Source organism: Acinetobacter pittii ATCC 19004 = CIP 70.29 (genome assembly GCF_000369045.1).
GTDB classification, from domain to species: Bacteria; Pseudomonadota; Gammaproteobacteria; order Pseudomonadales; family Moraxellaceae; genus Acinetobacter; species Acinetobacter pittii.
This window is the reverse complement of the sequence record NZ_KB849796.1, coordinates 108843-128793: the sequence shown is the minus strand read 5'-3', so window position 1 is coordinate 128793 and position 19951 is coordinate 108843. Positions and strand designations below refer to the sequence as shown.

At 37.3% G+C, this 19951-nt stretch carries 17 protein-coding genes; 10 read left to right on the top strand and 7 right to left on the bottom strand.

Going from position 1 to position 19951, the window contains the following annotated elements; genetic code table 11:
• Window positions 1-10 precede the first annotated feature (10 nt).
• On the bottom strand, window positions 11-598 hold the full coding sequence (mdaB, locus tag F928_RS17075) for an NAD(P)H-dependent oxidoreductase (protein ID WP_014207799.1): 588 nt from the start codon (window positions 596-598) through the stop codon (window positions 11-13).
• Window positions 599-835: 237 nt separating this feature from the next.
• Between mdaB and F928_RS17070 the strand changes: the two genes are divergently transcribed.
• Together F928_RS17070 and cmr are read left to right on the top strand one after the other, a co-directional pair.
• Window positions 836-1204, top strand: coding sequence for a hypothetical protein (locus F928_RS17070; protein WP_014207798.1), 369 nt, complete (start codon window positions 836-838; stop codon window positions 1202-1204).
• Window positions 1205-1572: 368 nt separating this feature from the next.
• Window positions 1573-2802 carry a chloramphenicol efflux MFS transporter CraA gene (gene cmr / locus F928_RS17065; RefSeq protein WP_005078431.1) on the top strand — a complete coding sequence of 410 codons (1230 nt, stop codon included), beginning with the start codon at window positions 1573-1575 and terminating at the stop codon, window positions 2800-2802.
• A 40-nt stretch (window positions 2803-2842) separates the two neighbouring features.
• On the opposite strand, the gene yccS is transcribed toward cmr, so the two are convergent.
• The 4 genes from yccS to parA all read right to left on the bottom strand — a co-directional run bounded on the left by yccS (window position 2843) and on the right by parA (window position 7781).
• Window positions 2843-4993 carry a YccS family putative transporter gene (gene yccS, locus F928_RS17060; protein WP_005078429.1) on the bottom strand — a complete coding sequence of 717 codons (2151 nt, stop codon included), beginning with the start codon at window positions 4991-4993 and terminating at the stop codon, window positions 2843-2845.
• Window positions 4994-5196: 203 nt separating this feature from the next.
• Window positions 5197-5766 (bottom strand): superoxide dismutase family protein, encoded by a 570-nt coding sequence (gene sodC / locus F928_RS17055; protein ID WP_075383285.1) that lies wholly within the window; start codon window positions 5764-5766, stop codon window positions 5197-5199.
• 127 nt (window positions 5767-5893) lie between these two features.
• Window positions 5894-7012 carry an AI-2E family transporter gene (locus F928_RS17050; RefSeq protein ID WP_005078427.1) on the bottom strand — a complete coding sequence of 373 codons (1119 nt, stop codon included), beginning with the start codon at window positions 7010-7012 and terminating at the stop codon, window positions 5894-5896.
• A gap of 124 nt (window positions 7013-7136) precedes the next feature.
• Complete coding sequence (parA, locus tag F928_RS17045) at window positions 7137-7781, bottom strand: ParA family protein (protein ID WP_016805948.1); 645 nt, start codon at window positions 7779-7781, stop codon at window positions 7137-7139.
• A 158-nt stretch (window positions 7782-7939) separates the two neighbouring features.
• On the opposite strand from parA, the gene F928_RS17040 reads away from it, so the two are divergent.
• Window positions 7940-8407 carry a Holliday junction resolvase-like protein gene (locus tag F928_RS17040; RefSeq protein WP_002116954.1) on the top strand — a complete coding sequence of 156 codons (468 nt, stop codon included), beginning with the start codon at window positions 7940-7942 and terminating at the stop codon, window positions 8405-8407.
• A 139-nt stretch (window positions 8408-8546) separates the two neighbouring features.
• The gene (locus F928_RS17035; protein WP_005078421.1) at window positions 8547-9110 is read left to right on the top strand and encodes a hypothetical protein; all 564 of its coding nucleotides are present in this window, start codon (window positions 8547-8549) and stop codon (window positions 9108-9110) included.
• A gap of 53 nt (window positions 9111-9163) precedes the next feature.
• Here the strand turns inward: F928_RS17035 and F928_RS17030 are convergent, their stop codons facing one another.
• Window positions 9164-9694 (bottom strand): hypothetical protein, encoded by a 531-nt coding sequence (locus F928_RS17030; RefSeq protein WP_005078420.1) that lies wholly within the window; start codon window positions 9692-9694, stop codon window positions 9164-9166.
• Between the two features lie 26 nt (window positions 9695-9720).
• Entirely contained in the window at window positions 9721-10509 is a 789-nt protein-coding gene (locus F928_RS17025) for a class I SAM-dependent methyltransferase (RefSeq protein WP_005078418.1), read from the bottom strand.
• A gap of 127 nt (window positions 10510-10636) precedes the next feature.
• On the opposite strand from F928_RS17025, the gene F928_RS17020 reads away from it, so the two are divergent.
• From F928_RS17020 to astD, 6 genes are all read left to right on the top strand, one after another.
• The gene (locus F928_RS17020) at window positions 10637-11914 is read left to right on the top strand and encodes a hypothetical protein (RefSeq protein WP_005078416.1); all 1278 of its coding nucleotides are present in this window, start codon (window positions 10637-10639) and stop codon (window positions 11912-11914) included.
• Window positions 11915-12327: 413 nt separating this feature from the next.
• On the top strand, window positions 12328-13755 hold the full coding sequence (gene mmuP, locus F928_RS17015) for an amino acid permease (RefSeq protein WP_005078414.1): 1428 nt from the start codon (window positions 12328-12330) through the stop codon (window positions 13753-13755).
• A gap of 1037 nt (window positions 13756-14792) precedes the next feature.
• Window positions 14793-16064 carry a Glu/Leu/Phe/Val family dehydrogenase gene (locus tag F928_RS17010; RefSeq protein WP_005078412.1) on the top strand — a complete coding sequence of 424 codons (1272 nt, stop codon included), beginning with the start codon at window positions 14793-14795 and terminating at the stop codon, window positions 16062-16064.
• A 136-nt stretch (window positions 16065-16200) separates the two neighbouring features.
• Window positions 16201-17415 carry an aspartate aminotransferase family protein gene (gene astC / locus F928_RS17005; protein ID WP_005078409.1) on the top strand — a complete coding sequence of 405 codons (1215 nt, stop codon included), beginning with the start codon at window positions 16201-16203 and terminating at the stop codon, window positions 17413-17415.
• A gap of 18 nt (window positions 17416-17433) precedes the next feature.
• Window positions 17434-18465: an arginine N-succinyltransferase gene (astA, locus tag F928_RS17000; protein ID WP_002116871.1), complete on the top strand. Its 1032-nt coding sequence runs from the start codon at window positions 17434-17436 to the stop codon at window positions 18463-18465.
• Window positions 18465-19934, top strand: coding sequence for a succinylglutamate-semialdehyde dehydrogenase (gene astD / locus F928_RS16995; protein WP_005078408.1), 1470 nt, complete (start codon window positions 18465-18467; stop codon window positions 19932-19934). The genes astA and astD overlap by 1 nt, the downstream gene beginning before the upstream one ends.
• Window positions 19935-19951 lie beyond the last annotated feature (17 nt).

Genomic DNA, 19951 nt, shown 5'->3' with positions numbered 1-19951 from the left:
TTTCTCCTTATTAGGCTGCTGCAAATACAGTATTTAAGTGTGCTTTATATTCTTCAACATAACTATCAACGTCAGGCATTTTAATCACGTCATTTACAATAAATGTCGGAAGGGTGCTCATGCCTAAGAACTGATTGGCTTTATGAAATGGTAAATAAACGCCATCTACACCTACGCCGTGGAAGAATTGATCTGCATCTTCAAATGCTTCCATTGGAGCATTCCAAGTCAATGACAGCATATATTTTTTGTCATGAATTAAACCACCTGAACCATATTTTTTTGAGGCATCAGAACGGCTACGGCCATCACTTGCATAAAGTGAACCATGACCAGTGGTAAAGACATCATCAATGTATTTTTTGACTGTCCAAGGTGCGCCCATCCACCAGCCTGGCATTTGATAGATAACAACATCTGCCCATAAGTATTTTTCAACTTCACTTTCAGCATCATAATTGCTGTCTGCACGGGTCACTTGGACTTCATGGCCGAGTTCCGTGAGGTGTGTGGTTGCTAGGGTGGTTAATGTGTCATTTAATTCACCGTTTGAGTGGGCAAATTGTTTCGCACCATTAATCACTAAAATCTTACTCATGGAGGTTGCTCTCATTAAATTCCTGTATTTGACGCATACTCTATGAGATTTACTGTTGTAGAAAAATGCATGAATAGGAAAAATATTGTTGATAAAAAATCAATAATTATTATTGGATTTCTATTTAAAACTAATCTATCTCATTAATATCAATAAATTTATGCCTATTTACAAAGCTCAAAAGGAAAAAGTGGCCTATTATCTTTAGCATTAATTTTGAGTAAATAGAGGGGAAGAGTGATGAAAAAGAATGGTTTGTTGATTATTTTCAGCTTAAGCATATTAACAGCTTGTGCTCCACCTCAAAATTCTTCTGCTCAACTTGCTGATAGTCCTATACAGGCTGTATTACTCGATCAACCAGATCTTTTAAATGATGCAAGCAATTTAGATATTTCACAGCAAATGAATGCTTCAGATGATCCTTCCAATGCGCAAGTTACTATTTTGCAAACAGAGCCTAGTCCAGATGCGGTGTCGAAAACACGTACTGAATATTTATTAAAACGAGATCAGCAAATCTGGAAAATTGTGAATAAAAAGCAAAGCTATCAATGTACAAAAGGAGAGGAAACTACAGATTTTCAAGTTAATCCTTGCCCATAATGCTTAATTTTTTATCGAATATGTGGATAACTTTGAGTTTGTGCACAACCATAATTTGTATGCCTTTTTGTGCAAAAAACTGAAATTTAAGCTTCTTGAAATTGCATGATTGCTGATCAATTTAAAAAGTGCTATTGTTGCGCTCGGCAATTGTGCCAATTGGTAAAAATTACCGAATCTCACGTCATATATTTTTTCTCGTTTTAGACACCTTGTGAATACGGTGTTTCACACTCTAAACATGCACTCTCACGGCATATAACAACTTAACTAAAGATTGATTGACCATACATGTCATCGTCATGACTACATCTTATTTTATAGGTAGTCGTACAGACATATGGCCGCTATTTTGAAGTGTACAACTCATGAAAAATATTCAAACGACAACGTTGAACCGTACAACGTTGATGTTTCCTTTGGCCTTAGTGCTATTTGAATTTGCTGTTTATATTGGTAATGACCTGATTCAGCCAGCCATGTTGGCAATTACTGAAGACTTTGGTGTAAGTGCAACTTGGGCACCATCTTCGATGTCATTTTATTTATTAGGTGGCGCATCTGTTGCATGGTTACTTGGTCCTTTGTCGGACCGTCTCGGACGTAAAAAAGTACTATTAGCAGGAGTTTTATTCTTTGCTCTATGCTGTTTTTTAATTTTACTGACGACGCAAATCGAGCAATTTCTAGCTTTAAGATTCTTGCAGGGAATTGGCTTAACCGTAATTTCAGCAGTTGGATATGCGGCTATTCAAGAAAGCTTTGCTGAACGTGATGCGATTAAAGTCATGGCACTCATGGCAAATATCTCATTACTTGCACCCTTGCTAGGACCTGTACTTGGCGCTTTCTTAATTGATTATGTGTCATGGCACTGGGGCTTTGTCGCCATCGCTGTATTGGCATTACTCAGTTGGATCGGGTTGAAAAAACAGATGCCAAGCCAGCAAGTCAGTGTAACCAAGCAACCTTTTAGTTATCTTTTTGATGATTTTAAAAGGGTGTTTACCAACCGCCGTTTTTTAGGTTTAAGTCTCGCATTACCTTTAGTGGGTATGCCTTTAATGCTATGGATTGCTTTATCTCCAATCATTTTAGTAGATGAATTAAAGCTCACCAGTGTGCAATATGGCTTAGCTCAATTCCCTGTATTTTTGGGTTTGATTGTAGGCAACATTGTCTTAATCAAAATTATTGACCGTTTGCCTTTGGGTAAAACCGTCATGATGGGTTTACCGATTATGCTCACTGGTACACTTATTTTAATATTAGGTGTGGTGTGGCAAACCTATCTCATACCTTGTTTGCTTACAGGCATGACATTGATTTGTTTTGGTGAGGGGATTAGTTTCTCGGTCTTGTATCGTTTTGCACTCATGTCATCTGAGGTATCAAAAGGAACAGTTGCAGCAGCAGTTTCAATGTTACTGATGATGAGCTTCTTTGCAATGATTGAGCTTGTACGTTATCTCTATACACAATTTCATTTATGGGCTTTTGCATTGTCTGCATTTACCTTTATTGCTCTTTGGTTTAGCCAACCGCGAAGTGCTTTGAAGCAGGAAATGCAAGAAAGACTGCAACAAGGCAACAATTAAATAAAAAATACCGGAATTGATATTCCGGTATTTTTTTATTCTACTTAATCTCTTGTTCTAAAAGTTTGTCTTTAAGTGTTAATAGTTCTGGCAAAGTTTCTAGCAATAAACTGATTTGTTTTAACACGAGTGTGTAATTTTCTGAAAAGTGCTCATAAGTAGTTAGGCTTTGAATTTGCGCTAAAGTCTGCTCAAGGAAATTGAAATCAATATAAGCCGGATCAAATAAGCTCTGTTTAAGAATTTGCTGACAATCCAGTAAGAGTTGTAATACCTGTTGATCATCAATTTTTTGTCGTTGGCTTCCTAACGCTGCTACGTAACTCAGTTGGCTGTGGCTATAAACCAAATAACGAAAAGCATAATGGATGAGTTGAGGGTTCGGGTTGGGTTCAGCACTTAGGCTTGAAATCATGTTGGATAGCTCAATCTGAGCGTTATGCGCAGCACGACGAATTCGGCGGTACTCTATATCCTGATTTTTGCCATATTGATATTGCTCAACAATCACATTGAAATAATCTAAGGTCGCTTTGCTGCTTTTATTAATATTATTGGGGATGTTTCGAAAGTTCCAGTCGGGCCAAATAAAGTTTACGGCGAGCCATGCAATAAAGCAGCCTAATAAGGTATCTATCAGTCGAGGCAAAATAATACTGTAGCCAGCGCCTTTTAAGTTGAAAATTAATAGCACCATAAGGGTGGCCATGAGCGTAGCCAAAGCATATTTCTTTTGACGTAAGTAAAAAAAGCAGACTCCACAAATAATTGTAATGATGAGCTGGCCTTCAATACTCGGTACAAAATATAAAATTGGTATTCCTAATAAAACACCGAGTAGGGTACCAATCGTTCTTAATTTAAGACGGCTTTTAGTCGCAAAATAAGTAATCTGACAGACAAACAAACTGGTCAGTAAAATCCAGTAGCCATGCTGCGCAAACGGTAATAATGAAATTGCATAACCTGCGGCAAAAACCACAGCAATCCGTATGGCATGCCTAAACAGCGCTGACTGTGGCGTAAGTTGTTGCCGAAGTTTTAAGATAAGATCTGAAAATCCTTGAATATCATCATCAAGTAAATTTAAGTGTTCTTGTCTTGTTTGAGTGCTATTTTCAGGAACAGGTTGGGCATATTGCAGTTGTTCAAACTGTTCATGCATTCCTTTTAAATTATCAAAAATAAGTTTTAAATTTTTAACTTCAAAATTTTGTGGATGTTGTTGTATCCAATCTTTTAAAGAACTTTCCAAATGTCCTAGTACTTTCTGACTTTCTTGCGAAGGCTGATATGGCTGGTTATATAAAATACATTGAGCTAAGTCTTGGCATGCTTGTGCTTGTAGACGCAGGTTTTTTTGGAAACGGAAAATAAGATCACTACGGCTAAAATTCTGTTGAATATGTTCGTAATGTAAGTAATTTGAAGTGGCTTGCTCATGAATATCCCGTGCGAAAAAGTATAGATTTAACCAATAGATACTTTTATTACTGACTCTGGAAGCTTTGAGCCGAGTCAGTAGTGAACTGCGTATTTGATTGAGACTTTGGGCAACTTGCGTATTTTGTAGAGATAACTCATATAAAAGCTGCTCAACATTCTCTTTATTGTCCGGATCAAACAAACGAGCTTTTGCTTGTAGTAGAACAGAAATTTCTTTAAAAATTTGTGAGAGCTTATCTTGTAAGGGAAGTGTCGGTTTAATAATAAAAAATAAAATAGAAGTTAAACCGTACCACAGAGCACCAAAAACAAAATAAGTAGGTTGTTGATACCAATGTGCGTATTCGCCTAAACCGAACATACTATAAATAGAGAGCAGAATCGTGCCAAAAGAAATCGTGGCATAACGTTGCCCTAAGGCGCCTAGTAATATGAAAAAAGCGCTTGAGATAGAGAGATATAAAATAAAGAAAATTTTGTAAGGAGCTAAAAAGCCAAGAATACTACTGACTGTAAAAAAGAGCAGGCAGACATAAACCAAGTTGCGTAATCGAATACTTAAACGATCATCAAAGTCTGTTAATGCTGCTGCAATTGCGCCTAAGGTTACGGGAACAATAAGTTGATTATAGCCCAGCCACAGCAAACCTAAAGTTGTGCCAGTGAGTACAATCAGAATTTGCAGGCAATAAATTAAAATAGAGTTTGTCTTAAAGCTATTAAATATTTGGGTCAGATAATTCACGGCTTTTGTTCTAAATTAGAGAATACGTGAGAAAGCAGTATGTAACTTTAAATTTTTATTACTTCAAAAATATTATTCTTTTTATCTACAAAAGTCAGTCATTTTTTAAGATTTTATTAGACTTAAACCAAGTTGTAACGATCAATAAATTAACAAAATTGTGGATATCTTTTTAGATACCCACAATTTAAAAAATACATAAATTATTTAATCACGCCACACGCAATTCGTGCTCCGCCACCGCCAAGAGGTTGAGGTGAGTCTGAATAATTGTCACCACCCGCATGGATCATAATCGCTCGACCCTGAATATCAGCAAGTTTTAATCGAGGTGCGATTACGGCAGTTGTTGCAACACCTGTATTATCAACAACCAAAACAGGTAGATCACCTAAATGGCCAGTGGTTGGAGTACCATGATGAGGGGCTTGGTTCGGGTTATAGTGGCTACCAGCAGCTAAAGCAGCGCCAGGTTTTCCATCTTTTACAGCAGGTGCACAAGAAGCGTTTTCATGAATATGGAAACCACGAGTACCACTTGGTAAGTCAGCAAGAGCAGGGGTAATAATTAAACCTTTGTCGCTATCTTGAAAGCTAATCGTACCTATTTTTTTGCCAATACCGTTAGCTGTCACTTCATTTACGTCGACCACTTTTTTTGTATGCATTGAGGTTAATGCTTGGGCTGTGTCAGATACAGTTTTAGTTACCGAACTACAGCCAACGGTAAAAAGGGCTGTAAGCGCACAGACTGCGCCAATTTTATTAAACATCTGCATTATTGGATGTCCTTATAAATATATATATGATTGTTTGATTCAAACAAACACAGGTCTGACCTACAAGTTAATTTAAATAGTTAATTTGTATCTAGAAACATTTTTAAATTAAATCTCTATGTCACTTTTCATCATTAGACGATTCACTCTCAGAATCATAAATCATGGTCGTTTTTGGCATAGGTTCAGGCTCAATCGTCTCATGTAACCATTCACGCCAAATTGCCAATAAAATAGCCAAAATTACAGGACCAATAAATAATCCAACCAAGCCAAAACTCGCAATACCGCCTAATACACCAAACATAATTAATAAGAACGGAATTTTGGTTGCACCAGAAATGACGAGTGGCCTAATCACATTATCTGAGCTACTGACAATCAGCACACCCCAAACCACAACACCAATTGCCTCCATAGTTTGTCCCTGAGAGAACAACCATAAGCCAACGCCTAAATAAGAAATTGGAGTACCAAATGGAATTAAAGCCAATAAGAAAGTAACAATAGTGAGTACCATAGGGTTTGGTACACCTGCTACGAAGTAACTTAATCCAGCTAAAACGGCTTGAGCAATTGCAGTTAAACCCACACCATATACGACTGCACGAGTTGTTTCAGAAATTGTATCGAGATAATGATGAATACGAGGGCCAATGACCATTTCTAAAGCTTTACTCACTTGAGATAAAATCATTTGTCCATCACGATAGAAGAAAAATAGGCTAAATACTGCAAAGCCAAGTTTGACAATATTTTTACTAATTTCACCAAGCAGCACACGGCCATAACTTAAATGGCTTTGTACCCAAGCTGCGATATTTTGAATCGTACTATTAGGATCGTTATTTAATTCATTGAGTGTACGAGAAATCTCTTTTCCTACAAAAGGAAGATCACGAATAAAATCTGGAACGCTTAAATGACCCGAAAAAACCTGACGTTGTAAATCAAAATATAAGTTACGTCCCTCATGCTGCAAAATAAAAACCGCGCATGTAAAGGGGATACCAACAACCAAAATGACCAGACTAATCATTAGAGTTGCATTTAAAGTATTACGGGTTTCTCCAAAAAAGCGCTGAATTCTTAAATAAATAGGCCAAGTCATATATGCAATGATGGCAGCCCAAAGTACAGGAACAATAAAGTATTTCAGGATATTAAATCCTAAAAAAATCAAAATAAAAAACAGCCCAAACAATAAAACGCGCTGTAAATTAGGAGCGTATGGATGCACGAACAATATTTCTCTAATTTTCTACGTAGAATAAAGTCATATTAACTGAAAAATAACCTGAGGCAAATTTTAAGGTCACAATGTAAAAAACCTTATACAACTCTTTTTAGAGGCTAAAAGTTAATTAAAACCACTCAGCTTTATCTTCAATTAACTTGTTTAGAACGGGTTGCCATTGATTTTGGATACTAATAAAGTTCTTTTGCGGTTTATCAAAAATGCTTAAACCCTGCATTGCTAAGCTGCCATACGCAGTGCGTTCAGCAATCCATGCAACAGGTTCCTGTTCAATTTTTTCAAAGAACTGTTGGATATCTTTTGAACTTGCACTGTTTGGTTTTACACGATTTGCAAGAAGTAAAATCTGAACTTTACCTTTACGAATACGTTTAATGTCTTGTAAATGCTTTAAAAAGCGACGAGTACTATCTATGTCAAAAAATGATGGCTGAAGCGGAGTAATAATGGCATGAGCTTCACTAATAAGTTGTTCAGCATGCTCACCTGACAGAGCACCAGGCGCATCAATAATTAAATAATCCAGATTCTTGGGTGCATCACCAATTGATTTCTCATGACGCCAGTCTAGGCTTTGAATCGTTACAACGGTATCAGGGCGCTGTTTTAACCACTGTAAAGCCGATTTTTGATTGTCCGAATCTGCTAATGCTACTTTATATCCTTTTTGTGCCAATGCTGTTGCCAACGTAATGGCCGTCATGGTTTTTCCGCATCCGCCCTTTTGATTTGCAATAAGTATCGTTTTCATAAATCCAGTTATTTTCAGCAGCACATTTGTTTATGTTTTATACCTTAGCATCTTTTTGTGTGAAGGAGATGACCACATTTGACAAAAGTTTAAGCTGTTTCGTTATTTTAGATATGATTAGATCTGTAATCTTATTTCGCGCTTTTTAAGGAAAATTTATGTCTGTATGGCTTGCCATGCTTATTGGTGCTGGAATTGGCATCATTATCACTACTCTTATTTTATCAAATACACGTAATGGACGAATTAAGGCGGAATATGAGCAATATATTGCTGAACTTGAACTAGAGCATCAACAAGCGCTTACTCAAGCACAAAAGAGAAGTGTAAATACAAGTCGTGCGGTATTGAAAGGAAAAATGGCAGAACAATTTGCTCCGGTTTTGCCTGAATTTCAGTATTTACCAAGCGATGCAAAATTCATGGGCGATCCGGTGGACTATATTATTTTTGATGGATATACCGATTTTCGTGATGGCGATGGTACGGCAGAAGACATCAATATTATTTTGCTCGATGTAAAAAGTGGTGGAGCTAGACTTACGAAAGGTCAACAGGCAATTGCTCAAGCTGTTCAACAAGGCAAGGTTCGTTTTGAAACTTTGAGAATAGATTTCGAAGATTAACAAGCTGTTTAATTCAGCACAAAAATAGACGAAATTGATCTGTATTGTTACTAAATTTCGATATTTTTTTCATCGCTTAAAGCTATTATAAATTGAAGATCTATTCACTTTGATCTAGCAATATTTGAGGTGTAACACGATGAAAAAACAATGTTTGATGATGGGCTTACTCGCCGCGATTGGTATGAGTTCAGCATTTGCATCGACCTCAAGTGAATATAATATTGCCAATGGTTTGAGCCCTATAGAAAAAGATCAATCTATTTCTGTATTACAACCTTTTCAAGGAAATTTCAGAATCTTGGGTTCAAAAGTTTATCAAAATGATGAACAAGCTAAGTTTTCTCCTATCGACTATGCCGTAAGCTGGGGATTGTTTGCACAGCCTGAAATCGCACGTCATATTTCAGTGAAACAATATGACCGTTATTTAAACTGGAAAATTCCTAAATTACCTGTTCCAGCAGAGCAAGCAATGCAAATGGTGTCTAACATGCACATCATTCCTGCGAACCCTGAGATTGCTCAGCAGATTAAACAGGTTAAACGTGGTGATCTGGTCTATCTTAAAGGTGACCTTGTCGAGATTAAGGACAAAAATTTAGTCTGGAAATCTTCACTTACGCCAACTGATACGGGTGATGGTGCATGTGAGTTATTCCGCGTTCAGGCAATTCATTGGGTTGAAAAGCAAAATATATAATTTATAAAAAAGCCTTCATAAGTTTGAAGGCTTTTTTATAACCACTACATTGCTTATTTCTGTTGCGATGCTTTCCAATATTTTAATTGATTTTGTGCTTGTAAATAGTCGGCAAGATCATTGATCTGTTCATCTTTATTGGCTTGCTTATCACTCAAGTGTTTTTCTTGGTTTTCCCAATATTGATAAAGTAGACCCTGAATGTAACGGCCTTGTTCAGTTTTTAAATCTAAATCTTTTAACATGGTCAGAGAAGAGCGCACATTATCGAGAGTACGCTGTTGCTCAAACTCTGTAGTGAGGGTTCCAGCTTCATGCATTTTTGCTAATTCACTTTCCATCTCGTCACTCATTTCTGTAAAGCGACGGTCATAATCCTCTAACAGTGCAATATCATGTGCATCATCAGCAGTGGCAGGGAACGTCTTAACAGGTCTTTCATTTAGTTTTTCTAAAACCTGATCGGTAGATGAGGTGGCAGAAGGTTGCTCCGTCTTAGCAGGTTCATCTGCTTTTTTACAAGCAGTCAGAAATAGGCTAGAGCAAAGCAAAGACATTAATATGATTTGAGGTGTTTTCTTCATAACTTTCAACCAAACCTATTCACTAATTATTTAATGGGTAACGTACTTTTCTGAAAGTGATATGCATACGTAATATATGGAAAATCAATCTGATCTTGAGGACCTAATCCAGTAAAATCATAAACAATTTTTTCAAACTGTGCTTTGAGTTGTAATTGATCTTTTTCAGTCATTGCAGCAATAAAACTCGTAGAGAGTAAACGTTTACTTACGACTTGTTCGACAGAACCGTGTTGTGACTGTGTGAATGTTTGTAGGCTATCAAATATGAATAAATCTTGTTGTTCAAATACGCGTTTCCACTTTCCACTATGATAACGAGGTGTGTCACCTTCAAGAGGAAGTAGGAAGTCAGCTAAAGCCTTGACCCAATCTGTACGTTCGTCGCGTTGATTCCAAACTAGCCCTAAATGTCCTTGTGGTTTTAATACTCTATGCATTTCTGTTAGGGTGTCGAGGTTGTCAAACCAGTGAAAAGATTGCGCACAAATAATGGCATCAATTTTATGATCTGCTACAGGAATTGAATGGCTAAAAGCCTGTAATGTTTGAATATCAGGATAAACTTGTTGAAGCTGCTGTAACATCTCGCCAATTGGCTCAACTGCAATAACATCAGCATGTGTTTGTTTTAAGTAAGGTAAGAATTTGCCAGTACCCGATCCAAGATCAATAACAGTAGAGTTTTCCTGTATTTGTAGGCAATTTTGCAGCCAACTTACTATTTCTGCGGGATAATTGGGTCTAACTTGCTGATATAGTTCAGCAGCTGAACTGAAGCCTTTTTGAGCGGCAGGATGTAAGGATTGTGTCATATTTTGCGCTTTTTAATCTGACTGGCATCTATAAAATAAGATACTCCGCAATCATAAATTGGCAAAACACCTATTTTGTTTCATTTTTGACGTTGTATGTGGGAGTAAATTTTCTTTCGGTGTGAGCATGGATAAGCAAATTATTTTTGAAGACGAACACATTAGAGCCATTTTTTTACCAGGCGATTCTAATACATTAGTTCTCTCTTTTGGCGATTTGATTACCCGAGCGAGTGGCTTATCTATCAATGCTGAAAAGTCTCTAATTAAATACCAATATAATGTTATTGGGGTTATGCCAAAACAAAAATCATGGTTTCCTCAAGCAAGCATGATTGAGCTGGCAAAAGCAATTTCGCCTATTCTAGAAGGCTTTAAAAATATTGTGGGTTATGGCGGTTCAATGGGCGGCTATGCGGCAATCAAATATTCTAATTTATTGAATATGAACCGTGTGATTGCATTTGTGCCTCAATATTCAATTGATCCAGAGCATGTTGAAGACCGACGTTACGCTGAGTTTTTTGATGCTATAGCAAATAAAGACATGCAGATTCAGCCACAAGATGTCGATGCAGCGCGTAAATACATTATTGTTTATGACCCATATTTCTCGATTGACCGTGAACATTACTTAAAAATAAAAGAGCTGTTACCAAGCTTACATACGATTCATTTGCCATTTACTGGTCATGAAGCATTGTCAGTATTGGCTAGTTCAAGTTTATTACATGATTTTATTGAACATGATTTCAATGAAATCTATTTTTATCAGCAAGTTCGTAAGGTCAAAAAACAAAGTAAGTTTTACTTCCGTAATGTACTTGCGCATGTTCTTACTCATCATGATGAAATGTTGTTAAAAATATTGCGTCAAAATGATTTTCAGTTAGATGAACGTTATTTTGATAACCCACTTAAACAGGCTATTACACGTAGTCTGATAAAAACAAATCAAGCAACTGAGTTGGATTTTCAAAAGCTCAGTATTAAAGTGCAGCGAATTCAAGAGGATGCAAACTATAAAGAAGGCTTGCAGACTAGCTTTGGTTTAATTTTGGTATTTAACCTCATCAATTCAAAGTTTGAAAGTTATACAGTAGATACTCTGCTGGCGAATAAATCTTATTTGGTTCCAATTGTGGCTGAGCAAACTGGTGTAGTGCGTATTGAATTAAATAATGAAATTTATTTGTTAGCAATGAATGATCGTAAGATTATTAAATTGTTCAAGAGTGAAGAGCCTTTAACATCGGATATGAGTCCTTTTGTAATCAAAAAATATTCGGATTCTTTTGCGATTAGCTATAAGCAACTAAATTTATCTTGTGATGAACAAGGGCTGTGTGAATTTACGGAAGGTTCAATTCAACCTACCGAACAGTTGACCACCATCTGCTATTAAAACTTTATAGTGTTTAAATAAAGCTCAGACCTCTAGGTTTGGGCTTTATTTTTTGCTTAAAAAATATTTTTTTATAAACTTATTTGTATATTATTTTAAAATTCATTATTTAAATAAATAGTAGGTTTATTATACAGTGATCTGCTGTATTTAAAGTAGGCATAACCTGTAATGTATATAAATATTATATTTAAAAATAAATGGGTTTTTCTAATACATAAATTATAAAAATAATATAAGATTAATTAAAATACAGTTATAACTATAAAAAAATATAACTAAATGTTTTTACTATATATTTTATTTTTACCTGAAGAGCTTGGTTAAAATAAGTTCACTATTCAAAGATAATTGCATATTTATTTTTTTCTCCTAAAATGATTTTTTACTAAATTGTCGTTACAGTTTTTTATATGCAATCATTAAATTATCGGAATAATGATGCATCGCAACATGGAAGTTCTGCACCTTTGAAACGAGCAATGAGTACTCGACATTTGGTGATGATCTCCCTTGGCGGTGCCATAGGTACAGGTCTTTTTTTAGGGTCTGGTGATGTAATTTCCCAAGCAGGCCCAATTGGCGCAATTATTTCTTATTTTTTGGGCGGTTTAATTGCCTATACCGTGATGTTATGTCTTGGTGAGCTTGCGGTTCATGTACCAGAATCAGGTTCTTTTGGTGAATACGCCCGCCGTTATATTGGTCCGGGTACGGGCTATATGATTACTTGGCTCTATTGGTTAACTTGGACTGCAACTTTGGGGACTGAGTTTACTGCGGCAGCTTTATTGGTGCAGGAGTGGTTTCCATCTACCTCTGTATGGGCTTGGACTCTTTTTTTTGGCGCCTTAGTTTTTTTCCTTAATATCAGTTCAACTCGATTATTTGCCGAATCTGAATTCTGGTTGGCACTCGTCAAAGTTATTACAATCATCTGTTTTATTGGTTTAGGTTTGCTGGCAATTTTTGGTTTTATTCCTTACCACGGACATGAAACAGCGCCATTATTTAGCAACCTGACTGCTCACGGTTGGTTCCCAAACGGTCTCTTCCCAATTTTTGCTACTATGCTGATTGTTAACTTTGCTTTTTCGGGCACAGAATTAATTGGAGTAGCGGCGGGGGAAGCCGAGAATCCAGCACAGACAGTTCCTAAAGCAATCAATGCGGCTATTTGGCGTTTACTGATTTTCTTTGTTGGTACAATTGTGGTGATTAGTTCATTACTGCCGTTCCAGCTTGCAGGCCTTAGTGCAAATGAAGTAAGTAATAGTCCTTTTGTGACGGTATTTAACTATATTGGTATTCCATACGCAGAAGACATTATTCGCTTTGTAATTATTACGGCTTTACTTTCTGCTGCAAATTCTGGTTTGTTTGCTGCTTCGCGTATGATGTGGTCGCTTTCGGCGAAAAATCAGTTACCAAAAATATTTTCTAAATTAACTCCTTCTGGAACACCGATTGTTGCCATTACCGTAACTATGTTTGGTGCAATTCCTGGGTTGCTTTCAGAACAATTCGCGCCAGAAACAATTTTTAAGAATTTGTTGGGAGTAGCTGCTTTTACAATGGTTGTGGTTTGGATTGCGATTTGCGTTTCACAGTTTAACTTCCGTAGACAGTGGTATAAGTCGGGTAAAACAGCAAAAGATTTACGCTTCGCGGCACCTCTTTTCCCTCTTACTCCAATTGTAGGTGGGCTGTTCTGTATCGTTACCTGTATCAGTATGGTGTTTGACCCATCTATGCAAGTTGGTTTTATCTGCTGCATTATTTTTATCATTTTATGCTATGCAAGCTACTTCATTTTTTATCGAAAGAAAGATCTAGTGTAAAGCTAAGCTTTTTAGTCGAAAAATGTGTTTTTAAAGGTCCCGAAAGGGGCCTTTTTTGTGCCTTGGAGGAACTACAAAAGAGAGAATTTCTGTATTTTTTTTAAAAATGAAGTTTTATTTTTAATCATGAAAACAAATATTGTTTTATAAAATTACCATTTATCGGATTCTTATTAATATTTATTTATTATTAATAGTTGATTAAGTCTATGTTTAGCTTGGTTATTTGATAAAGAGATTTTGGGGTTTTTATAAAATATGAATTAGAAATGGACTTATTATAGATTTAATGTAGAGAAGGTATAATTTTTTGACAACTTAACTAAGCTGATTAATTTTTAAGTTATTGTTATTTATAGTTTTAATCTGATGTATTTTTTTAAATTATGAATTTGTGTTTCCTATAATTTTTTTTTATTAAAGTTAAGGTTTTTTTAATATTTGTTGTTTTTTTATTATAAGGGTTGGTGCGATTTGATTATTTTTTCTCTGCTTATTTATTTTAAAATGTTCTAAATGAGTGTGCTCTATGTTATATTTATTGGGAGATTTTATAGCTATGTTCCGGCTTAATTTTAAGCGGTATGTGTAGAGATAATTAATCTGTAGCATTATTGAACAATGTTTATTTTTAAAAAGACTAATGGAGGGATCTATCGATTAGTCAAAATAATTTTTATGGACATATGATTTTTTTATAAATCATCGTTCTTTTTAACTCCCAAACGGTTATGCCATTTCTTTTGTATTTATATTTCAGCCGACTGGATTAAGTGGGTTGTGGTTAAACTTTGCTTTTATAAAGATAGCTTTATAAACAGTAAGTTAAATGAAAGAAAGTTTGTAAAAGATATCGATATATAAAAGTAGATCATACTTTTAGTATCAACAAATGGAATTTAAAAAACCTAATGCTTTAGAAGAGCAGAAGGTTTAGTAAATAAACTAACACTTTGTTATTGCAAGGTTTTAGTTGCTGAATAATAAAGACTACGGATTTATCAAATCTGAGTCTATGAAGGTATATAGGAAAAAAGATGTCAGATCTTTCATACGTAAACGAACACAGCGATGCATGGCAAACTTACTTGGCACAAATTGACCGTGTAGCGCCATATTTAGAACACTTAGCTGATTATATCGATACTTTAAAACGTCCTAAGCGTGCGCTTATTGTTGACGTGCCAATCGTGATGGATGACGGTTCGATCCAGCATTTTGAAGGTTACCGTGTACAACACAACTTGTCTCGTGGTCCGGGTAAAGGCGGTGTTCGTTACCATCCAAATGTTGATTTGAATGAAGTAATGGCGTTATCTGCATGGATGACAATTAAAACTGCTGTTTTGAACTTGCCATTTGGTGGTGCAAAAGGTGGTATCCGTGTTGACCCACGTAAATTATCAACTCGTGAATTAGAGCGTTTGACTCGTCGTTATACGACTGAAATTGGTCATATTATTGGGCCTCAAAAAGATATTCCTGCTCCAGACGTTGGTACGAATGCCAATATCATGGGTTGGATGATGGATACTTATTCTACTAGCCAAGGTCACACGGTAACTGGTGTTGTAACTGGTAAACCAGTTCACTTAGGTGGTTCTTTAGGTCGTGTGAAAGCAACTGGTCGTGGCGTATTCGTTACAGGTCGTGAAGTAGCAGCAAAAATTAATTTACCAATTGAAGGCGCGAAAGTTGCTATTCAAGGTTTTGGTAACGTAGGTAGTGAAGCTGCTTTCTTGTTTGTTGAATCAAAAGCGAAAGTTACACACGTTCAAGACCACACTGGCACAATTTTCAATGCTGATGGTATTGATCTTGAAGCATTACGTGATCACGTAAATGCAAATCAAGGTGTTGGTGGTTTTGCTGGTGCGCAATCAATTGCTGACGAAGATTTCTGGACAGCTGAAGTTGACATTATTGTTCCAGCTGCATTGGAAGGCCAAATCACTGTTGAACGTGCTCAAAAACTTAAAGCTAAGTTGATTTTAGAAGGCGCAAACGGCCCGACATATCCTAAAGCTGAAGACGTATTAGTTGAGCGTGGCATTGTTGTAGTTCCTGACGTGGTATGTAACGCCGGCGGTGTAACTGTAAGTTACTTCGAATGGGTTCAAGACATGGCGAGCTACTTCTGGAGCGAAGAAGAAATCAACGAACGTTTAGACAAGTTGATGGTTCAAGCTATGGAAGATGTTTGGAATACAGCAAACAGCAACGCTTGTACTTTACGTACAGCGGCTTACATCTTGGCATGTGAGCGTATCTTAAAAGCTCGTAAAGAACGCGGTATTTTCCCAGGCTAATCTGCGGAAATTACTTTTAGAAAAAGTGGTCTGAACAAATATAAAGGATGTTATAGGGTTTATTTGTTCAGTCCCTTTTTCTGAATTATTCAAATTTAAGTGTTATCGAATATATTAAATAAATACTGAGGTAAGCATGGAACAGCCAATTTCTGTAACTCGAAGCAACTTTAACGACTGGATGGTTCCAGTTTTTGCACCGGCAAATTTCATTCCGGTACGTGGCGAAGGTTCACGTATTTGGGATCAAGAAAATAAAGAATATATCGATTTTGCAGGCGGGATTGCAGTAAACGCATTAGGTCATGCGCATCCAGTGGCAGTAAATGCTTTAACAGAACAAGCAACAAAACTTTGGCATGTTGGTAATGGTTATACAAATGAACCCGTTCTACGCCTTGCAAAACAACTCACTGAAAATACATTTGCAGACAAGGTTTTCTTCTGTAACTCAGGTGCAGAAGCGAACGAAGCAGCATTAAAACTAGCTCGTAAAGTTGGACTAGACAGCGGTGTTGCTGGCAAAAGTGGCATTGTGGCATTTAACAATGCTTTCCATGGCCGTACCTTATTTACCGTTTCGGCGGGTGGTCAACCTAAATATTCACAAGACTTTGCACCACTTCCAAATGGTATCAACCATGTTGCCTTTAATGATTTAGAAGCTGCAAAAGCGGTCATTAATGAACAAACATGTGCCGTGATTGTTGAGCCGATCCAAGGAGAAGGCGGCGTTATTCCAGCTGACATCGAATTTTTAAAAGGTTTGCGTGCCCTGTGTGATGAGTTCGGTGCCTTACTGATTTTTGATGAAGTACAAACGGGTGTAGGCCGTACAGGTGCACTTTATGCCTACATGAACTCTGGTGTTATTCCAGATGTGTTAACGACTGCCAAAGCATTAGGTGGTGGTTTCCCAGTCGGTGCAATGTTAACAACCGATAAGTTTGCTCCACATTTCTCAGTGGGTACACATGGTACGACTTATGGTGGTAACCCGTTAGCGAGTGCGGTAGCAGGGGCTGTATTTGAGTTTATTAATACACCTGAAGTACTTGAAGGTGTAAAACATCGTCATCAATATTTCCTAGACGCATTAAATAAATTAAATACTGAGTACCCGATTTTTGAAGAAATTCGTGGTCAAGGCTTACTCATTGGTTGCGTATTAAAAGCTGAGTATGCAGGGAAAGCGAAAGACATTACGACTTGGGCGGGAGAAGAAGGTTTGCTGGCTTTAATCGCGGGACCAAACGTGGTTCGTTTTACACCGTCTCTAATTATTCCTGAACAAGATATTGATGAAGGAATTGCTCGTTTAAAGCGCGCATTGGCAAAGTTGGCTAAATAAAAAAAAGGAAAGCTAGCCATGATGATCGTCCGTCATGCCGAGTTTCGAGACCTTGAAGATATTTATAAATTAGCAGGTAAGTCGGGTGTAGGTCTGACTTCCTTGCCGCAAAATATGGATACACTTTCGGCTCGAATTTCACGTACTCGCAATACTTTAAATGGCAATGTCCATAAAAGTGAACAAGGTTATTTATTTGTTCTTGAAGATACAGAAGCTCAACGTGTTATTGGGTTAAGTGCAATTGAAGTTGCTGTAGGGCTCATTGAACCTTGGTACAACTTTCATGTTGGTACTCAAGTACACGCTTCAAAAGCATTAAATGTTTATAAGTCATTACCTACTTTATTTTTAAGTAATGACAGAACAGGTAGTAGTGAACTCTGTACACTATTTTTAGATCCAGAGCGTCGTGAAAACCAAAACGGTAAATTCTTATCGAAGATCCGTTTTATGTTTATCGCTGCCTTTAAGCAATATTTCGAGAAAAAGTTAATTGCTGAAATGCGTGGTTTCTCAGACGAAAATGGATGTTCTCCATTTTGGGATGCGATTGGTCACCATTTCTTTAATATGGATTTTTCAACAGCAGACTATTTGAGTGGAATTGGGCAAAAAGTATTTATTGCAGAGCTTATGCCACGTTTCCCAGTCTATGTAGATCTCTTGCCAAAAGATGCGCAAGAGGTAATTGGAAAAATGCATCCACAAACTTTACCTGCTTATCATGTGCTTGAGTCGGAAGGCTTACGCTATCAAGGATATGTCGATATTTTTGATGCTGGTCCAACTATTGAAGCCAATATTGATGAATTGCGAGCAGTAAAAGAAAGTCAGTTACTAAACGTCAAAATTACAAGTGAAGCTGCGGTCGGTAAGACCCAATATCTCATTGCCAATGATAATTATCATGACTATAAGGCAATGCTGTTAAAGCTTGATCTTGTTGATAACACAATAAATTTAACACATGAACAAGCTGAAAAACTCGGTGTACAAGAAGGTCACGTTGTTCGTGTGTTATCACTAAATCCAATGGAAGTATCCTGATGTCAAACTCTTTATTTATAAACGGTGTCTGGTTACAAGGCAGCGGCGCAACATTTGAGAAAACAAATCCTGTTGATAACCAAACTGTATGGTCAGGTGCCGAGGCTACTGCTACTGATGTAGAGCAAGCTTGTCAGGCAGCGCGTACTGCATTTCCAGCTTGGGCGCGTTTACCACTTGCAGAGCGTGTAGCGATTGTTGAAAAATTTGCCGCTTTGCTTGAAGAAAATAAAAAGCATTTAGCAGAAGTCATTAGCCAAGAAACCAGTAAGCCATTTTGGGAAACGTTAACTGAAGTTCAATCAATGATTGGCAAGGTTGCGATTTCGATTCGTGCTTACCACCAGCGTACAGGCGAAAGCTCAACTGAAATGGCCGATGGTGTAGCATCTTTACGTCATCGTCCGCATGGTGTGCTTGCAGTTTTCGGTCCATATAACTTCCCGGGCCATCTACCAAATGGGCATATTGTTCCTGCATTGCTTGCTGGCAACACAGTTGTATTTAAACCAAGTGAATTAACGCCTTGGACTGCTGAAGAAACTGTAAAACTTTGGCAGCAAGCTGGTCTGTCAAATGGTGTAATGAACTTGGTGCAAGGTGGTCGTACCACGGGCGAAGCATTAGCTGCCTCACATGAAATTGATGGTTTATTGTTTACCGGAAGTGCAAACACTGGTTATCACTTGCATAAGCAAATGGCGGGTGCACCTGAAAAAATTCTTGCGCTTGAAATGGGTGGCAATAATGCATTGATTATTGATGAAATTATAGATGTCGATGCTGTGGTTAATCTCACTATTCAATCTGCTTTTGTTTCGGCAGGTCAGCGTTGTACATGTGCACGCCGTATCTTGGTAAAAAATGGTGCTGAAGGTGATGCATTTATTCAACGTTTTGTTGAAGTTGCTAAAAACCTAAAAGTTGGTCGTTGGAATGATGAACAACAACCATTTATGGGGGGCGTTATCTCGTCAGTTGCTGCAACAAACATGATGAATGCTCAGCAAAAGTTACTTGAGCTGGGTGCAAAAAGTTTATTAGCCATGACACGTCCTCAAGAAGACAGTTCTCTACTTACTCCGGGTATTGTTGATGTCACAGGCGTGAAAGATATTCCGGATGAAGAATATTTTGGCCCGCTTACCACCATTCAACGTTATGACAACTTTGATGAAGCATTAAAAATTGCTAACGCAACTCGTTTTGGCTTGTCAGTTGGTTTGGTTTCACCAAAACGTAAACTGTTTGATGACTTACTCATTGAAGCACGTGCCGGTATTGTGAATTGGAACAAGCCATTAACTGGGGCTTCAAGTGCTGCACCGTTTGGTGGTGTAGGGGCGTCAGGTAATCACCGCGCGAGTGCTTTTTACGCAGCTGATTATTGTGCTTGGCCAATGGCTTCACTTGAAAGTGACAGCTTAACCTTACCAGAAAAATTATCTCCAGGGATTGTGTTGCCTTAAACACTAGGGAAAGAAAA

Bases quoted from the DNA above. Each gene is read 5' to 3' on its own strand.
- astD (WP_005078408.1), top strand. From the start codon at position 18,465: ATGTCAAACTCTTTATTTATAAACGGTGTCTGGTTACAAGGCAGCGGC.
- F928_RS17025 (WP_005078418.1), bottom strand. From the start codon at position 10,509: ATGACACAATCCTTACATCCTGCCGCTCAAAAAGGCTTCAGTTCAGCT.
- F928_RS17010 (WP_005078412.1), top strand. From the start codon at position 14,793: ATGTCAGATCTTTCATACGTAAACGAACACAGCGATGCATGGCAAACT.
- F928_RS17040 (WP_002116954.1), top strand. From the start codon at position 7,940: ATGTCTGTATGGCTTGCCATGCTTATTGGTGCTGGAATTGGCATCATT.
- parA (WP_016805948.1), bottom strand. From the start codon at position 7,781: ATGAAAACGATACTTATTGCAAATCAAAAGGGCGGATGCGGAAAAACC.
- sodC (WP_075383285.1), bottom strand. From the start codon at position 5,766: ATGTTTAATAAAATTGGCGCAGTCTGTGCGCTTACAGCCCTTTTTACC.
- astC (WP_005078409.1), top strand. From the start codon at position 16,201: ATGGAACAGCCAATTTCTGTAACTCGAAGCAACTTTAACGACTGGATG.
- mdaB (WP_014207799.1), bottom strand. From the start codon at position 598: ATGAGTAAGATTTTAGTGATTAATGGTGCGAAACAATTTGCCCACTCA.
- F928_RS17020 (WP_005078416.1), top strand. From the start codon at position 10,637: ATGGATAAGCAAATTATTTTTGAAGACGAACACATTAGAGCCATTTTT.
- mmuP (WP_005078414.1), top strand. From the start codon at position 12,328: ATGCAATCATTAAATTATCGGAATAATGATGCATCGCAACATGGAAGT.
- F928_RS17030 (WP_005078420.1), bottom strand. From the start codon at position 9,694: ATGAAGAAAACACCTCAAATCATATTAATGTCTTTGCTTTGCTCTAGC.
- F928_RS17035 (WP_005078421.1), top strand. From the start codon at position 8,547: ATGAAAAAACAATGTTTGATGATGGGCTTACTCGCCGCGATTGGTATG.
- astA (WP_002116871.1), top strand. From the start codon at position 17,434: ATGATGATCGTCCGTCATGCCGAGTTTCGAGACCTTGAAGATATTTAT.
- cmr (WP_005078431.1), top strand. From the start codon at position 1,573: ATGAAAAATATTCAAACGACAACGTTGAACCGTACAACGTTGATGTTT.